This window comes from Variovorax paradoxus NBRC 15149, from assembly GCF_001591365.1.
In the GTDB taxonomy this organism is placed as follows: Bacteria; Pseudomonadota; Gammaproteobacteria; order Burkholderiales; family Burkholderiaceae_C; genus Variovorax; species Variovorax paradoxus.
In genome coordinates, this window is record NZ_BCUT01000001.1 from 869,914 (window position 1) to 886,788 (window position 16,875).

The 16,875-nt window shown below is 68.7% G+C and carries 13 protein-coding genes and 1 pseudogene; 6 read left to right on the forward strand and 8 right to left on the reverse strand.

Features of this window, described 5'->3' with window-relative positions:
- Window positions 1-14: 14 nt before the first annotated feature.
- The 4 genes from VPA02S_RS04115 to VPA02S_RS04130 are packed head-to-tail and all read left to right on the forward strand — an operon-like array spanning window position 15 to window position 5,598.
- Entirely contained in the window at window positions 15-1,796 is a 1,782-nt protein-coding gene (locus tag VPA02S_RS04115; protein WP_012746882.1) for an ATP-binding cassette domain-containing protein, read from the forward strand.
- Entirely contained in the window at window positions 1,793-2,926 is a 1,134-nt protein-coding gene (locus VPA02S_RS04120) for an ABC transporter permease (RefSeq protein ID WP_012746881.1), read from the forward strand. The genes VPA02S_RS04115 and VPA02S_RS04120 overlap by 4 nt, the downstream gene beginning before the upstream one ends.
- A 13-nt stretch (window positions 2,927-2,939) precedes the next feature.
- Window positions 2,940-4,058 carry an ABC transporter permease gene (locus VPA02S_RS04125; protein ID WP_012746880.1) on the forward strand — a complete coding sequence of 373 codons (1,119 nt, stop codon included), beginning with the start codon at window positions 2,940-2,942 and terminating at the stop codon, window positions 4,056-4,058.
- 10 nt (window positions 4,059-4,068) lie between these two features.
- Window positions 4,069-5,598, forward strand: a complete 1,530-nt coding sequence (locus VPA02S_RS04130) for an efflux transporter outer membrane subunit (RefSeq protein ID WP_012746879.1) — start codon at window positions 4,069-4,071, stop codon at window positions 5,596-5,598.
- Here the strand turns inward: VPA02S_RS04130 and VPA02S_RS04135 are convergent.
- Window positions 5,595-6,647: an ROK family protein gene (locus VPA02S_RS04135; RefSeq protein WP_012746878.1), complete on the reverse strand. Its 1,053-nt coding sequence runs from the start codon at window positions 6,645-6,647 to the stop codon at window positions 5,595-5,597. The genes VPA02S_RS04130 and VPA02S_RS04135 overlap by 4 nt on opposite strands.
- 132 nt (window positions 6,648-6,779) lie before the next feature.
- Between VPA02S_RS04135 and VPA02S_RS04140 the strand changes: the two genes are divergently transcribed.
- Window positions 6,780-8,309, forward strand: a complete 1,530-nt coding sequence (locus VPA02S_RS04140) for an ABC transporter permease/substrate-binding protein (protein WP_012746877.1) — start codon at window positions 6,780-6,782, stop codon at window positions 8,307-8,309.
- Window positions 8,310-8,364: 55 nt separating this feature from the next.
- On the opposite strand, the pseudogene VPA02S_RS31265 reads toward VPA02S_RS04140, so the two are convergent.
- Window positions 8,365-9,198 (reverse strand): annotated as a pseudogene (locus VPA02S_RS31265) (LysR family transcriptional regulator); the annotation flags it as partial.
- Window positions 9,199-9,271: 73 nt separating this feature from the next.
- On the opposite strand from VPA02S_RS31265, the gene VPA02S_RS04145 reads away from it, so the two are divergent.
- Window positions 9,272-10,525: an MFS transporter gene (locus VPA02S_RS04145; RefSeq protein ID WP_012746875.1), complete on the forward strand. Its 1,254-nt coding sequence runs from the start codon at window positions 9,272-9,274 to the stop codon at window positions 10,523-10,525.
- A gap of 58 nt (window positions 10,526-10,583) precedes the next feature.
- Here the strand turns inward: VPA02S_RS04145 and VPA02S_RS04150 are convergent, their stop codons facing one another.
- The 6 genes from VPA02S_RS04150 to VPA02S_RS04175 form a co-directional block, all read right to left on the reverse strand.
- Window positions 10,584-12,020 carry an aldehyde dehydrogenase family protein gene (locus VPA02S_RS04150; protein ID WP_012746874.1) on the reverse strand — a complete coding sequence of 479 codons (1,437 nt, stop codon included), beginning with the start codon at window positions 12,018-12,020 and terminating at the stop codon, window positions 10,584-10,586.
- Between the two features lie 86 nt (window positions 12,021-12,106).
- Window positions 12,107-13,462: a glucarate dehydratase gene (gene gudD / locus VPA02S_RS04155; RefSeq protein WP_012746873.1), complete on the reverse strand. Its 1,356-nt coding sequence runs from the start codon at window positions 13,460-13,462 to the stop codon at window positions 12,107-12,109.
- A 31-nt stretch (window positions 13,463-13,493) separates the two neighbouring features.
- Window positions 13,494-13,943 (reverse strand): nuclear transport factor 2 family protein, encoded by a 450-nt coding sequence (locus VPA02S_RS04160; protein WP_012746872.1) that lies wholly within the window; start codon window positions 13,941-13,943, stop codon window positions 13,494-13,496.
- Between the two features lie 47 nt (window positions 13,944-13,990).
- On the reverse strand, window positions 13,991-14,902 hold the full coding sequence (gene kdgD / locus VPA02S_RS04165) for a 5-dehydro-4-deoxyglucarate dehydratase (protein ID WP_012746871.1): 912 nt from the start codon (window positions 14,900-14,902) through the stop codon (window positions 13,991-13,993).
- 43 nt (window positions 14,903-14,945) lie between these two features.
- Window positions 14,946-15,920 carry a Bug family tripartite tricarboxylate transporter substrate binding protein gene (locus tag VPA02S_RS04170; protein WP_012746870.1) on the reverse strand — a complete coding sequence of 325 codons (975 nt, stop codon included), beginning with the start codon at window positions 15,918-15,920 and terminating at the stop codon, window positions 14,946-14,948.
- Window positions 15,921-16,002: 82 nt separating this feature from the next.
- Entirely contained in the window at window positions 16,003-16,824 is an 822-nt protein-coding gene (locus tag VPA02S_RS04175; RefSeq protein ID WP_012746869.1) for a FadR/GntR family transcriptional regulator, read from the reverse strand.
- Between the last annotated feature and the right edge of the window lie 51 nt (window positions 16,825-16,875).

Consider the following 16,875-nt stretch of genomic DNA (forward strand, 5'->3'; position numbering starts at 1 on the left):
CGGAGGGAGGTTGAATGCTGCGCGCTGAGCCGGCCGTCAGCGGACGCTCCCTGCACAAGCGCTTCGTGGCCAAGGGCTCGAAGCAGGTGGTGCGCGCGCTCGACGACGTGTCGCTCGAAGTGCCCGCCGGCACGCTCACGGCGCTGGTCGGACCCGACGGTGCCGGCAAGACCACGCTGCTGCGGCTCATGGCGGGCCTGATGCGCGCCGACGAGGGCGAACTGCGCGTGCTCGGCATCGACGTGTCGGCCGATCCGCAGGCAGTGCAGGACCGCATCAGCTACATGCCGCAGCGCTTCGGCCTCTACGACGACCTCAGCGTGCAGGAGAACCTCGACCTCTACGCCGACCTGCATGGCGTCTCCGCGGACAAGCGCCGCGAGCGCTATGCGCGGCTGATGGAAATGACCGACCTCGGCCGCTTCACCGATCGGCCCGCGGGCAAGCTCTCGGGCGGCATGAAGCAGAAGCTCGGCCTGGCCTGCACGCTGGTGCGCTCGCCCGACCTGCTGCTGCTCGACGAGCCCACCGTGGGCGTCGATCCGCTCTCGCGGCGCGAGCTCTGGCAGATCGTGCAGCAGCTGGTCGGCGAGGAAAAGCTTTCGGTGATCGTGAGCACCGCCTACCTCGACGAGGCCGAGCGCTGCAGCCACGTGTTCGTGCTGCAGGAGGGCCGGCTGATCGCAGAGGGCACGCCGGACGAGATCCGCGGCCATGCCGAGGGCACCTGCTTCGTCGCTGCGCCGCCCGAGGGCGAGGCGCCGCGCCTGATGCAGGCGCGCCTGCTCGATGCGCGGCAGCAGATCGTCGATGCCGTGCCGCAGGGCGGCGAAGTGCACTTCATCCGCCGCCCGGACGCGGACGACGCGGCGCTCGAAAAGCTGCTGGCCGGCGCGCGCGCCGAACCCGTGCCGCCGCGGCTCGAGGACGGCTTCATGACACTGCTGCGCACGCGGCAGGCCAGCGACACGAACATTGCCCCATCGGCGGCGAGCGAAGGCCTTGCGCCGGCCGAGGGTGAACCCGGCGAAGTGGTCATCGAGGTGAAGGACCTGGTGCGCCGCTTCGGCGACTTCGTGGCCGTGGCCAGCACCAGCTTCTCGGTGCGGCGCGGCGAGATCTTCGGCCTGCTGGGGCCCAACGGCGCGGGCAAGACCACCACCTTCCGCATGCTCTGCGGCCTCCTGCCCGCAAGCGGCGGTCAGCTGCGCGTGGCCGGCGTCGACCTGCGCCATGCGCGCGCGCAGGCGCGCCAGCGCATCGGCTATGTCTCGCAGAAGTTCGCGCTCTACGGCAATCTCACGGTGCGCGAGAACCTCTCGTTCTTCGGCGGCGCCTACGGCCTGCGCGGGCAGAAGCTGCAGGGGCGCATGGACACGGTGCTGCGGCAGTTCGACCTCGAGCGCGAACTCGACGCGCCCAGCGGGCAGCTGCCCGGCGGCTACCGGCAGCGCCTGGCCATGGCCACGGGCCTGCTGCACGAGCCCGAGATCCTGTTCCTCGACGAGCCCACCAGCGGCGCCGATCCGCTCGCGCGGCGCGAGTTCTGGCGCCGCATCACGGCGCTGGCCGAAGGCGGCACCACCGTCGTCATCACGACCCACTTCATGGAAGAGGCCGAGTACTGCGACCGCATCGTGATCCAGGACGCCGGCAAGGTGCTGGCCATCGGCACGCCGCGCGAGGTGCGCGCGCAGGCGCAGGACGGCGCAGACGGCGGAAGGCGCATCGACATGGAGCAGGCCTTCATCGGCATCGTCGAGAAGGCGCGGCAGGAAGAAAGGAGACAGCCATGAGCGGCTTCGGCACCCGGCTCGTCTCGCTCACGCGCAAGGAATTTCGCCAGCTGCTGCGCGACCGCAGCAACCTGGCCATCGGCATCCTGCTGCCCATGGTGCTGATCCTGATCTTCGGCTATGGCATGTCGCTCGACGTGAAGAACGCGCCGGTGGCCGTGGTGCTCGAAGATTCCTCGCCGATGGCGCACGAGGCCATTGCCGGCCTGCAGCTCTCGCCCACCATCGCACCCGTGCTGCTGGGCTCGATGCGCGACGCCGAGGCCCTGATGCGCGAGCGCAAGGTCGACGGCATCGTGCGCGTGCCCGCCGACTTCTCGCGCGCGCTGGCCGCGGGCGATGCGCGCGTGCAGCTCATCGTGCATGGCGCCGACGCGGGGCGCGCCACCATCATCCAGGCCTATGTGAGCAGCGCGCTGGCGCAAGCGGCCCTGCGCCAGGCCGACCGCGGCGGCGCGGCCGGTGCGGCCGCGCCTTCGGCGGGCCGCGTGACGGTGGAGCAGCGCATGTGGTTCAACGCCGCGAACACCAGCACCTGGTACCTGGTGCCCGGGCTCATCGTGCTCATCATGACGCTGATCGGCGCCTTTCTCACCGCGCTGGTGATGGCCCGCGAATGGGAGCGCGGCACGCTCGAGGCGCTGTTCGTCACGCCGGTGCGGCCGGTGGAAATACTGCTGGCCAAGATCATTCCGTATTTCGCGGTCGGCATGCTGGGCCTGGCGCTGTGCCTCCTGGCCGCGCGCTTCCTGTTCGCGGTGCCGATGGTCGGCTCGCTGTTCGCGGTGGTGCTCAGCTCGATGCTCTACCTGATCGTGGCGGTGAGCCTGGGGCTGGTGATCTCGTCGGTCACGCGCAACCAGTTTCTCGCGAGCCAGGTGGCGCTGATCGCCACCTTCATGCCTTCGATGATGCTGTCGGGCTTCCTGTTCGACCTGCGCAACGTGCCCACCGCCGTGCGCGTGATCGGCCACCTGCTGCCGGCCACCTACTTCATGGACCTGATCAAGACGCTGTTCCTCGCGGGCGACGTCTGGCCGCTGATCTGGCGCAACTGCGCGGTCCTCGTGGCCTATGCCGTGGGCCTGCTGCTGCTGGCCCGCATGGTCACGCGCAAGAGCCTGGACTGAAGGGGAGCATTCCATGATCGACTTCCTGCTGCGCATTGCCAACCTCTGCAAGAAGGAGCTGCTCGCCATCTTCAAGGACCCGGCGAGCCGCGTGATCCTGTTCGTTCCCGCCATCATGCAGAGCCTCATCTTCGGCTACGCCGCCACCTACGATCTCTCGAACGTGCCCTATGCGCTGCTCGACCAGAGCCGCACGGGCGCCTCGACCGAGCTCATTGCGCACCTGGACAGCACCGGCGTCTTCCATCGCGTGGCCACGCTGCGCACGCAGGCCGACATCCGCGAGGTGATCGATACCGAGAAGGCGCTGCTGGTGATCCAGATCGCGCCCAACTTCGAACAGCAGCTCGGCGCGGGCCAGCCCGCGGCCATCCAGCTGATCCTCGATGCGCGCAACTCCAACACCGCGGGCTCCGCGGCCGGCTACGTGGGCGCGGTGGTCGAGCGCTACAACGCCGAGCTGCGCACGCGCGCCGGCGCGCCGCCGGCTCCGCTCACCATCGAATCGCGCGCCTGGTTCAACCCGAACCTCCAAACGCGGTGGAACCTGCTGCCCGGCCTGATTGCCGCGCTCAGCATGCTGCAGACGCTGCTGCTCACCGCGCTCTCGGTGGCGCGGGAGCGCGAGCAAGGCACCTTCGACCAATTGCTGGTCACGCCGATGTCGCCGCTCGAGATCATGATCGGCAAGGCGCTGCCGCCGGTGCTGGTGGGCCTTGCGCAGTCGACGTTGATCCTGCTGGTCGCGCTGTTCTGGTTCGGCATTCCGATGGCGGGCTCGCTCATCACGCTCTACACCGGGCTGGTCTTCTTCACGGTGGCCAGCGTGGGCATCGGCCTGTCGATCTCGGCGGTGTCGGCCAACATGCAGCAGGCCATGCTCTACACCTTCGTCCTGCTGATGCCGATGATGCTGCTCTCCGGGCTGACCACACCCGTGCGCAACATGCCGCACGTGCTGCAGCTGATCACCATGGCCAACCCGCTGCGCTTCGCGATCGACCTGGTGCAGCGCGTCTACCTGGAAGGCGTGGGCCTGGCCACGGTGTGGCACAACCTGATTCCGCTGTCGATCATCGCCATCGTCACACTGCCGCTGGCGGCCTGGCTGTTTCGCCATCGTCTGGTCTAGGGAGCACTCCATGTCCGCATCGCGCACCCTCTTCTCCTGTTCCGCGCTCGCGCTCCTTCTTGCAGGCTGCGCCGTGGGGCCCGACCACCGGCCCGCGCAGCCGCAGGCGCCGGCCGACTGGTCCGCATGGCACGGCGGCTCGGCGGCGCTGCTCGGCGCCGAGCGCAAGGCCGCGCCCACAGCCGCCGCATCCGGCGACTGGAAGGCCTTCGGCGATCCGCTGCTCGACCAGTTGCAAGCCCGCGCCCTGGCCGCCAACCACGACCTGCAGACCGCGGCCCTGCACTTCGCGCAAAGCCGCGTGCAGCGCACCGCGGCCGCGGCGCAGCAGGCGCCACAGCTCAATGCCAGCGCCAGCGTGAACCGGCAGCGCCAGAGCGAGAGCGGCGCCGCCACGCGGATGATCGATGCGCTGGGCTCGTCGGTCGCCAACCGCGACCAGCTGATCCGCACGCTCAGCGAGCCCTACAACCTTTACCAGGCCGGCTTCGACGCCTCCTGGGAAATCGACCTCTGGGGCCGCGTGCGGCGCAGCATCGAGGCCGCCGATGCGGATGCCGGCGCATCGGCCGCGCTGCTGCAGCAGGCGCAGCTCAGCGTGCAGGCCGAGGTGGCGCGCAGCTACTTCGAACTGCGCGGCGCGCAGCGCGAACTGCGCGTGGCGAACGCCGACATCGCGGCCGCAGCCGAATCGCTCGAGCTGGTGCAGGCGCGTGCCGATGGCGGCCTGGTCACCGACCTGGACCCGACGCGCCAGCGCACGCAGCTGGCCGAACTCAAGGCGCGCATCCCCATGCTGCTGCAGCAGGAGGCGCAGGCCATGAACCAGATCACGCTGCTGACCGGCGCAGCGCCGGGCGCGCTGAACGCCGAACTCGCGCCAGCTTCCGATGGCGCGGGCAACCCGCTCGAAGCGCTGCAGGCACCGCCGCTGCCCGAGCTTGCGCTGGGCCTGCCCGGCGACGTGGTGCGCCGGCGCCCCGACATCGCCGCCGCCGAAGCCCAGCTGCATGCCGCCACCGCGCGCATCGGCGTGGCGGTGGCCGACCTCTATCCGCGCGTCACGCTCGGTGCGGGCTTCGGCTACGAATCGGCCGGCAGCGAGCGTTTTGGCGAATGGGGCAGCCGCCAATGGCACGTCGGTCCTTCCATCAGCCTGCCGATCTTCGACAACGACCGGCGCCGCAGCACGGTGAACCTGCGCGAGCTGCAGCAGCAGGAAGCCGCGGTGGCCTTCCAGCAGGCCGTGCTCAAGGCATGGCACGAGATCGATTCGGCGCTCAGCGCCTACGCCGCCGAGCGCCAGCGCCATGCCGAGCTGGCCGAGCGCGAGCGCAGCAGCCGCGATGCACTCACGCTCGCACACGCGCGCTATGCGAACGGACTCACGGATTTCGGCGTCGAACTCGACGCGCGCCGCGCACTGCTGCAGGCGCGGCGCGACCAGGTGCAGAGCACGAGCCGCATGGCGGTGGGCATGGTGGCGGTCTACAAGGCGCTCGGCGGCGGCATTCCCGCGGCGCCCGGCACTCCAGGCTAGAAGGTGTTGGTGAAGCTCGCATTGCCGAGCCCGGTGCCGATCGTCAGCACGCCCCAGTGGGTCACGTCGCGCATGAAGGGCAGTTCGCTCAGCCCCTGCACCACCGCGTCGTTGTGCATCAGGATCAGCGTGGGGCCGGAGCCGATCATCGGCATGCGCCGCCACAGCGCGCTCGGCAGGTGGAACGCGCGGCTTTCCCAATCGCCCGGCAGGTTCTGCGTGCCGCGCTCGATCGAACCGTCCTTGCGGATCAGCCCGGGGCAGGCAATGCCGATGAAGGGCGCCAGGCGGATGTGCTTGCGCTCGCAGTAGCGCACCATGTCCTCGAGCATGGCCGCGATGCGCTCGACCATGCCGGTGCGGTTCGGGTCGTCGTCCGCATGCCGCCATTTCTCCCGCCGCACCACCTTGGCAAGCGACAGGTCGCGTGCCTTGCGCCGGCGCGTCTTCACGATGCCGCAGCGCACGTTGGTGCCGCCGATGTCCACCGCCAGGATGGCGTCGTGCTTCTTGAGCATGGCCGGCGGTGCCAGGTGCACCCAGCCGATCAGGCCGCCGTCGTCGACCTCGTGCGACAGGCGCCCGAGCTGGACGTGAACGCCCAGCTCCTCGAGGATGGCGGCGGTCTGCAGGATGGCGCGCTCGCCCACGTCGCTTTCGGTGAAGCCGCCGCCCACCACGATGCGCTCCACCTTCTTCCATGAGGGCTGGCGCGTGAAGCGCTGGATCACGAGGGCCAGTTCCTCGGCGAACTCCTCGATGGCGCCGTGCATCAGGTCGCCGGCCGCCGAGGTCTTCAGCAGCACGCGGTCGAGCTGCTTCTTGCTGAGGTCGCGCGAGTGTTCCCTGCCCAATGGATCGGTGCCCGTCTTGCGGCGGCGCTTGCGCCAGCGCTCGAGCAGTTCCCTGAAGGCCGTCTGGCTGGCCTGGTCGCCCACGAAGCCGTCCTTGTCGCGCAACTGCAGGCTGTAGCCCTCGACCCGAAGGCCCGGGAGTTCGCGCAGGCCGTGAACGTCGGGGCCGGGCAGGAGATGGGTTTTCTTCTTCATGGCGGCCACTATGGGCGCGGCTGCATCTACGAAGCATCGGTAGCCCGCACCAGGGTTTGTAGGAGATTGGCGGGTACGCCGAGCGGTTCGATGTCTATACACTGGCCTGCGATGCCACTGCCCCATCACCGCATGCTGCGCGCCGCCTTGTTGTTCCTTGCCATGGCCTGGCTCGGTGCCGCTGCATCGGCGCAGCCCGGCGAGGGCACGCTGCGCGTCGGTTCCAAGCGCTTCACCGAGTCGTACATCCTGGCCGAACTGCTCGCGCAGACCGCGGCGCCCCACACCGCATCGCCGCCGGTGGTGCGCCAGGGCCTCGGCAACACGGCCATCGTGTACGAGGCGCTGCGTTCGGGTGCCATCGATCTCTATGCCGAATACACCGGCACCATCGCGCTCGAAATTCTCAAGGGTTCGCCAGCCGAAACGCGCGAGGCCATGAACGCGGCGCTGGCGCCCATGGGCCTGGGCGTGGCGATTCCGCTGGGCTTCAACGACGGCTATGCACTGGCCGTGCGGGCGGCCGATGCCGAGCGGCTCGGGCTGCGTACGCTGAGCGATCTTGCAAAGCATCCCGAACTCAAGCTCGGCCTGTCGAACGAATTCCTCGGCCGCGCCGACGGCTGGAAGGGCCTGGCCGCGCGCTACGGCTTCACCCAGGCGCCCACCGGCCTCGACCATGGCCTGGCCTACGAAGCCGTGGCCGCGAAGCAGATCGACGCGATCGACATCTACACCACCGACGCCAAGATCGAGCATCTCGGCCTGCGCGTGCTCGAAGACGACAGGAAATACTTTCCGCGCTACGACGCCGTGGTGCTCTACAGGCTCGACCTGCCCACGCGGCTGCCCCAGGCCTGGGCCGCGCTGAAAACGCTCGAAGGCCGCATCGACGAACACGCGATGATCGCGATGAATGCGCGCGCCGAACTCCAGAGCGTGCCCTTCGACACCATTGCGCGCGACTTCCTGGCCGGCGCAGGCCAGGGCGCAAAGACCCAGGAGCCCCGGCGCGGCTTCAGCGCCAAGCTGTTCGGCCCCGATCTCTGGCAGCTCGCGCGGCAGCACCTGGTGCTGGTCGCCGTATCGGTGGGCGTGGCGATCCTGATCGGCGTGCCGCTCGCGATCCTGGTGTTTCCGCATGTGCGGCTGCGCGCGCTGGTGCTCGGCTTCGCGAGCCTGCTGCAGACCGTGCCTTCGCTCGCGCTGCTGGCCGTGCTGATTTCCATGCTCGGTGCGATCGGCGCGCTGCCCGCGCTGATCGCGCTCACGCTCTATTCGCTGCTGCCGATCATGCGCAACACCGTGACGGGCCTGGCCGAAGTGCCGAACGGCCTGCGCCTGGCCGGCACCGCGCTGGGCATGACGCCGCCGCAGAGCCTGCGGCTGGTGCTGCTGCCGCTGGCACTGCCCACGCTGCTGGCGGGCGTGCGAACGGCCACCGCCATTGCCATTGGCACCGCGACCATCGCGGCCTTCATCGGCGCAGGCGGATTCGGCGAGCGCATCGTCACGGGGCTGGCGCTCAACGACCGCGAGCTGCTGCTGGCCGGCGCGCTGCCGGCCGCGGCGCTGGCGTTGCTGAGCGAGGGGATCTTCGAGCTCGTGGAGATGCTGATGCGCCGCCGGCGCCGGGCGCCGCCGCCTTCGCTTCTCCCATGAGGCATTCGCGCAGCAGCGTAGCGCCCGCTCCCAGCGTCTTGTCGCCGCGGTGGCAGAAATGGCACTGCTGGCTGGTTCCACCGCCGGGGCCGATGCGGCTCACCGGCAACTGCACCAGCGTTCCGGCGGCCAGGTCGCCGGCCACCAGCCACGACGGCATCTTTCCCCATCCCAGGCCCGCGCGCAGCAGCGCGAGCTTGATGTACATGTCGGTCACGCGCCAGGTCGAGGGCGAGAGCACATCGATGTCGTAGCCCTGGCTGAGCGTGCTCGGATCTTCCACCACGATCTGCACGTGCTCCGCCGCGGCGGCATCCAGGCCCCCCGCACCGCGCCGGCCCGCATGGACCGCCAGCGCATGCGACGGCGCGGCAACGGCCACGGTATGAAGCTGCATGAGGAATTCGCGGCTGATTTTTTCGTCGGCATGGCCGAAGGCCGCAATGGCGAGATCGCATCGGCCCGAATTCAAGGCATCGACGGTGCCGCCCATCGAGCTGTATTCCACGCGGATGGCAATGCTCGGGTAGACCGCATGCATGCCACGCAGCGCGCTGGCCAGGAGGTTCGGCGGAAAGAGCGTGTCCACCGCAACTGCCAGCCCGAGCTCGATGCCCTGTTCGAGCCCCTGCGCGCGCGAGCGCAGCGCCTCGACCTTCGACAGGATCACCCGCACGTCGCCCAGCAGTGCCTTGCCCGTGGGCGTGAGCACCGGCTTGTGGCCGGAACGGTCGAAGAGCCGCACCTGGAGCTGTTCCTCGAGATTGGCAATGGCATGGCTCACGGCCGACTGCACCCGGTGCAGCCGGGCCGCGCCGGCACGGAAGCTGCCGGCATCCGCCACGGCAACGAACATCTGCATCTGGCTCAGCGTGAGGATGTCCAGCATGATCTGTCCAATCGATTGAGTTGGCCGATATTATTCGCTTTCATTGATCGGGTGCCCGCTGCAAAGTGGCGGCATGCAGAACCGAATCGAAATGCGCGGCGCCACATCGCCACCCGCCGCTGCGCCGCTCTCACCTTCTTCAACGCACTGGCTCGGCGTGGCGCTGGTCGTGGCCGCCGGGGTCGTGGCGTCCCTCCAGGTCGGCAAGGTCGCCATTGCCGTGCCGCAGTTGCGCACGGACTTCGGGCTCGACCTCACGATGGTCGGCTGGCTCATGGCAACGTTCTCGCTGCTGGGCGTGGTTGGCGCGGTGCCGGTCGGCGCGTGGGTCGCGCGCGCGGGCGACAGGCGCCTGCTGGTGGCCGGCCTGCTGGCCATTGCCATCGGCAGCATGGTCGGCGCATGGGCACAGGGCATCGCAATGCTGCTGATCGGCCGCGTCGTCGAAGGCCTGGGTTTCGTGCTGATCACCATTGCCGGCCCTTCGGTGCTGCAGCGCATGGTCGCGCCCGGCGGCAAGGACCTTGCCTTCGCGATCTGGAGCTGCTTCATGCCCGCCGGGATTGCCATCGCGCTCTTCAGCGGCTCGCTGCCGGGCAGCTGGCGCGGCTTGTGGCTGGGCAATGCCGCGCTTGCGGGCTTGATCGCGGTGCTGGTGCTGGCGGGCGTTTCGCGCGGCGCGAGTGCAAATACCCGCGAAGCGCCGGTTTCGTGGCGCAGCATGGCCCGCGACGCGGCCGCCACGGCAAAGGCCAGCGCGCCGGCGCTGATCGCCGCTTCGTTCGTGATCTACAGCCTGCAGTTCTTCGCGCTCTTCAGTTTTCTGCCGGTGCTGCTGATCGAGCGCATGGGCGTGGGCACGGCCACCGCCGGACAGCTGAGCGCCGCGGCCTGCTGCGTCAACGTGGCGGGCAATCTTGCGGCCGGCATGCTGCTCCAGCGCGGCATCGCGCGCTGGCTGCTCGCGGCACTGGCCAGTGCGGCGATGGGCATCGCGTCCATCGGCATCTTCCTGCCGGTGCTCGGCGCAGTGCCGGCCTTTGTGCTGTGCCTGGTTTTTTCGGGCGCGGGCGGCCTGCTTCCCGCAACGCTGATCGGCACCTCTCCCATCGTGGCACCGAGCACGCGGCTGGTCCCGATGTCGATGGGCTTGCTCATGCTGGGCAGCAATCTCGGCCAGATGATCGGCCCCGTGATCGTGGGCGGTGCAGTGGATTCGCTGGGCTGGCCGGCGGCCGCCGCCATCGTCGCCCTGGCGGGCGCAATGGGCGTGCTGCTTGCACTGGGCCTGCGCCGCTCGATGGCGCGCGGCGGCCATCGGCTGTAGGGCGGACAAAGTGGACGGCCAGCGCCGGGCGCGTGCGGCGCCCGGCGCGGGGGTGGCATCAAGCCAGCGTGTACGCCGTCTTCACCGTGGTGAAGAACTCCTGCGCATACTTGCCCTGCTCGCGCGGGCCGTAGCTCGAGCCCTTGCGCCCGCCGAACGGCACGTGGTAGTCCACGCCCGCCGTGGGCAGGTTCACCATCACCATGCCGGCCTGGCTGTGGCGCTTGAAGTGCGTGGCGTACTTCAGGCTGGTGGTGGCAATGCCGGCCGACAGGCCAAACTCGGTGTCGTTGGCCGTGGCCAGCGCCTCTTCGTAGTTCTTCACCCGGATCACGCTCGCCACCGGGCCGAAGATCTCTTCCTTGTTGATGCGCATCGCGGCCGCCGATTCGCTGAACAGCGCCGGCGACATGTAGTAGCCGTCGGTCTCCAGCTTCAGCAGTTCCCCGCCGGCCGCCAGCGTGGCGCCCTCGCCCTTGCCGATGGCGATGTATTCCATGTCCTGGTCCAGCTGCGACTTCGAGGAGACCGGGCCCACGTCGGTGCCCTGCGCCAGCGCATCGCCGACCTTGATCTTGGCCATGCGCGCCTTCATCGCCTCGATGAACTTGGAGTAGATGCCTTCGGTCACGATCAGGCGGCTGGAGGCCGTGCAGCGCTGGCCGGTCGAGTAGAAGGCGCTTTGCACGCTGAGCTCCACGGCCTGGGCCAGGTCGGCGTCGTCCAGGATCACCTGCGGGTTCTTGCCGCCCATCTCGAGCTGCACCTTCTTGTGGTTGGTCACGCACTGCACCGCGATGTTGCGGCCCACGCCGACCGAGCCGGTGAAGCTGATGGCATGGATGCCGGGGTGGCTGACCAGCGCGTTGCCGATCACGCTGCCGCGGCCCATCACCAGGTTGAACACGCCCGCCGGAATGCCCGAGCGGCTGATGATCTCGGACAGCGCCCAGGCGCAGCCGGGCACGAGGTCGGCGGGCTTCAGGACCACGCAGTTGCCGAAGGCCAGTGCGGGCGCGATCTTCCAGGCCGGGATGGCAATGGGGAAGTTCCAGGGCGTGATCAGGCCGACCACGCCGACCGGCTCGCGCGTGATCTCCACGCCGATGTTGGGGCGCACCGAGGGCAGCACTTCGCCTGCGAGGCGCAGGCATTCGCCGGCGAAGAACTTGAAGATCTGGCCGGCGCGGGTGGCTTCGCCGATGCCTTCGGCCTTCGTCTTGCCTTCTTCACGGGCGAGCAGGGTGCCGAGCTCTTCCTTGCGCGCGAGGATCTCGGTGCCGATCTTGTCCAGCGCATCGGAGCGCGCCTGGATGCTGCCGGTGGCCCAGGCCGGGAAGGCGGCGGTGGCGGCGGCCACGGCGGCCTCGACATCGGCAGCCGTGCCCTGCGCGTAGTGGCCCAGCACGTCGGACAGGTTGCTGGGGTTGAGGTTGGGGCTGTAGCTTGCGCCGGCACGCCATTCGCCGCCGATCAGGTTGTCGAAGTTTTGCATGAGGATTCCTTGTGCTGCTCGATGGAAAGAAAGAAGCCGGAGCACTGCGTGTCCGGCTGCGGAAATGGAAACGGGAGACTAAACCTTCAGCGCACCATGCAGGGCTTTTTATTGTCGAAAGTCCACCCCGGGATCAGGTATTGCATCGCCTGCGCATCGTTGCGCGCGCCCAGGCCATGCTTCAGGTACAGCTGGTGCGCCTTCTCGACTTCGTCCATGTCGAGCTCCACGCCCAGGCCGCCGCGCGTGGGCACCTTCACGTAGCCGCCCTCGATCTGCAGCGGGGCCTTGGTCAGGCGCTGGCCGTCCTGCCAGATCCAGTGCGTGTCGATGGCCGTCACCTTGCCCGGCGCGGCCGCGGCCACGTGCGTGAACATGGCCAGCGACACATCGAAGTGGTTGTTCGAATGCGAGCCCCAGGTCAGGCCCCAGGCCTGGCACAGCTGCGCCACGCGCACCGAGCCCTGCATCGTCCAGAAGTGCGGATCGGCCAGCGGAATGTCGACCGACTGCAGCGAGAGGCTGTGCACCATCTCGCGCCAGTCGGTGGCGACCATGTTGGTGGCGGTCGGCAGGCCCGTGGCGCGGCGGAACTCGGCCATCACCTCGCGGCCCGAGAACACGCCTTCGGCGCCGCAGGGGTCCTCGGCATAGGCCATGACGCCATGCAGGTCGCGGCACAGGCGGATCGCATCGGCCAACAGCCAGCCGCCGTTGGGGTCGAGCGTGACGCGCGCCTTGGGAAAGCGCTCGTGCAGCGCGCGGATGGCCTCGACTTCTTCCTCGCCGCGCAGCACGCCGCCCTTGAGCTTGAAGTCGGTGAAGCCGTAGCGCGCGTGCGTGGCCTCGGCCAGGCGCACGATGGCTTCGGGCGTCATGGCTTCTTCGTGGCGCAGGCGAAACCAGTCGTCGGCGCCGCCGGGGTCGCTCTCGTAGGGCAGGTCGGTCCTGGTGCGGTCGCCCACGTAGAACAGGTAGCCGAGCATCTGCACGGCATCGCGCTGCTGGCCTTCGCCGAGCAGTGCGGCCACCGGCACTTCGAGGTGCTGGCCCAGCAGGTCGAGCAAGGCCGCCTCGACGGCGGTGACCGCATGGATGGTCACGCGCAGGTCGAAGGTCTGCTGGCCGCGGCCGCCGCTGTCGCGGTTGGCGAAGGCACTGCGCATGCTGTTGAGCACTGCGTGGTGTTTGCCCAGGGGCTGGCCCACGATGAGGCCGCGCGCATCTTCGAGCGTCTGGCGGATCTTCTCGCCGCCCGGCACTTCGCCGACACCGGTGTGGCCCGCGCTGTCGGTCAGGATCAGCAGGTTGCGCGTGAAGAACGGGCCGTGCGCGCCGCTCAGGTTCATGAGCATGCTGTCGTGGCCCGCGACGGGCACCACGCGCATGGCGGTGACCACGGGTGCGCCGGAGATGGGAGAAGCGGAGTCTGGAAGTGTCATTTTTTGCGCGAGCCCTGGAAGAAAAGTGCTGCTAGATCCGAACGGCCTGGCGGGCCAGCATCTTCCACTCGCCGCCCTGTTTTTGCCAGATGCCGAGGATCTTGAGCGCCACCTTGCCGGGCTTGCCCGAATCGTTGGTGTCGGCCGCGAGCGTGTGGCGCACGATCGCAACGTCGCCCGCCACCTTGATGGTCTGGTCGGTGATCGTGATGCTCACGAAGTCCGACTTGCCGGCCACCAGGTCGCCGATGAAGCTGGCCTTGGTGTCGACCTTGCCGCTCGAATGGCCGTAGCTCAGGTCGTCGGCCACCAGTGCGCCAAGGGCGGCCGGCGTGGGATCGATCATTGCAAGGCGCAGCCGCTCGGCGGCCGCGGCCACGGCCGGCTCGGCCGAAGCACCGCCGCCCGCGGGCGCCATGGCACAGCCCGAAAACATGACGGCCGATGCGGCAATGAGGAAGAACTTCTTGATGATGGACATGCGTTGTCTCCGTTGTTGTTTGTTGTCGTCGTTCCCGGCCCGGCCGCTTACTGCGGGCCGAGCGCGTCGATCAGCGCCTTGAGCTGTTCCATCTCGGCGGGCTGGAGGTCCGTGAGCGGCGTGCGCACCGGGCCGGCGTCGTGGCCGACGATCTTGGCACCGGCCTTGACGATGCTCACCGCATAGCCGGGCACGCGGTTGCGCAGATCGAGATACGGCATGAAGAAGTTCTTGAGCAGGCGGTGCTGCGTCGGCAGGTCGTCGGCGGCAACGGCCTTGTAGAAATCCATCGCGGTCTTCGGGATGAAGTTGAAGACGGCCGACGAATACACCGGCGTGCCCAGCGCCTTGTAGGCCGCGGCATAGACCTCGGCCGTGGGCAGGCCGCCCAGGTAGGCGAAGCGGTCGCCCATCTTCTGGTAGATGGCGACCATGGCTTCGATGTCGCCCACGCCGTCCTTGAAGCCCACGAGGTTCGGGTTGCGCTCGGCCAGCGCGGCCAGCGTCTCGGGCTTGAGGCGGCTGGTGGCGCGGTTGTAGACGATCACGCCGAACTTCACGCTCTTGCACACGGCTTCCACGTGCGCGGCCAGGCCTTCCTGGCCGGCTTCGGTCAGGTAGTGCGGCAGCAGCAGGATGCCGTGTGCGCCGGCCTTCTCGGCCGCCTGCGCGCACTGGATCGCAAAGCGCGTGGGGCCGCCGGCGCCCGCGATGATCGGCACCACGCCGCGGCAGGTGTCGACCGCGGTCTGGATGATGCCGGGGTATTCGTCGCCGGTCAGCGAGAAGAACTCACCGGTGCCGCCGGCCGCGAACAGCGCGCTCGCGCCGTAGGGAGCGAGCCATTCGAGACGCTTCTCGTAGCCCTTCTTGTTGAAGTCCCCGTTCGCGTCGAAGTCGGTCAACGGGAACGAGAGCAGGCCGGAGCCCATGATGGATTTGAGTTCTTGAGGGTTCATCGAGACACCAATGAGTGAGTTGAAAAATGGATGCTGAGGGCGCTCAGTCCAGCTTGATGCCGGCGTCGGCAACGACCTTGGCCCAGCGCGCGCGCTCCTTGCCGAAGAACTGCTCTTCCTCGGCCGGCGCCATGGTCACGACCTCGGCGCCCTGCCCCGCGAGGCGCGAGCGGATGTCGGCCGTGCGGATGACGGTGATCAGTTCCTTGTTGAGGCGCTGCACGATGGCGTCGGGCGTGCCCCTGGCCACGCGCACGCCCTGCCAGGTGCCCGACTCGAAGCCGGCCACGCCCTGCTCCGCGATGGTGGGCACTTCGCCGATCAGCGGCATGCGCGTCGCTTTCGACACGCCGAGCACCTTGAGCTTGCCGCTCTGCACATGCGGCAGCGTGGCGAGCATGCCGTTCATCAGGATCTGCGTCTGGCCGGCGACCGTGTCCTGCACCGCCTGCACGCCGCCCTTGTAGGGCACGTACTGCCAGCGTGCGCCGCTCGCACGCTCCAGCGCCACGCCGGCCAGGTGCGGCGCACTGCCGGTGGCGGTGACGGCGAAGTTGATTTCCGACTTCTTCGACAGCGCGATCAGTTCCTTCAGGTTGTTGGCCTGGACCGAGGGATGCACCACCAAGAGGTGCGGCGAATAGGCCAGCATGGTTACGCCGCGCAGGTCCTTGGAAGGATCGAAAGGCAGCCGCGTGTAGACCGAGGGGCTGATGGCGAGCGCGCCGACGTCGCACAGCAGCAGCGTGTAGCCATCGGGCTTGGACTTGGCGACGAAATCGGCGCCGAGGTTGCCGTTGGCGCCCGGCTTGTTGTCGACGATGACCGGCTGGCCCAGCGCTTCCGACAGCGGCTGGCTGATGGAGCGGGCAATGATGTCGGACGAACCGCCCGGCGGGTACGGCACCACGATGCGCACCGGCCTGGACGGCCAGTTGTCCGCGGCATGCACGCCACCGGCGGCGAGCACCCCGCCGCCCAGGGCGCCTAGCATCAGATCACGTCGTTTCAAGCTCATTCTGAGTCTCCTGCTGGGTTGTGTTGTCAGTCATCGTACAACTAGGAATGACGCTTGTCCAGCCTCTGCCCGAAATTTCTTCTCAGGGAGCCGCTGGCGGCGTCTTGGCCGCGGCCTGCTGGGCCGCTTCCTGCGCCACGCGCAGCCGCTCGCGGCTGTTGGTCAGGTGGATGCGCATGGCCGCGCGGGCCGATTCGGGATCGCGGCGCGCGATGGCCGCGTAGATCTCTTCGTGCTCGCGGTTCACGCGGCTCAGGTACTCGCCGCGCCGGTCGTAGTTGCGGATGGCGGTGATGCGCGTGCGCGGGATGATCGTGGTGCCCAGGTGGCTCATGATGTCCGCGAAGTACGGGTTGCCGGTAGCCTGGGCGATCTGCAGGTGGAAGCGGAAATCGGGCGCCACGGTGTCCCCCGCCACCGCCACGTTGCGCTCGAAATCGTCGAGCGCCTGGCGCATCGCGAGCAGCTGCTCCTCGGTGCGGCGCGTGGCGGCCAGCCCGGCGGATTCGGTCTCGAGGCTGATGCGCAGCTCGAGCACCGCCAGCACGTCCACCGAGGTGGCGATGTCGGCGGAATCGAGCCGGAACATGCCGGCCGCGCGCGGCTGCAGCACGAAGGTGCCCACGCCGTGGTGCGTTTCCACCAGCCCCGCGGCCTGCAGCTTGGACAGCGCCTCGCGCACCACGGTGCGGCTGACGCCGAAGGATTGCATGATGGCTGACTCGGTCGGCAGCTTGTCGCCCGGGCGCAGCTGCTGGCTGCGGATCTTTTCGCCCAGGTCCTCGACCAGCCCGTGGGCGAGCCCGCGTGCGCGCGGACGCGGCCGCCCCACGAAGGGCGTGCCGGCGGCAACTTCTGTCGCCGCGTCGGAAATTGAGGGATTACCCGCAGTCGTCTGGACCATGGTCACGATAATAATCCCGCATTAGTTGTACGACAACAGATAACTTCTCAG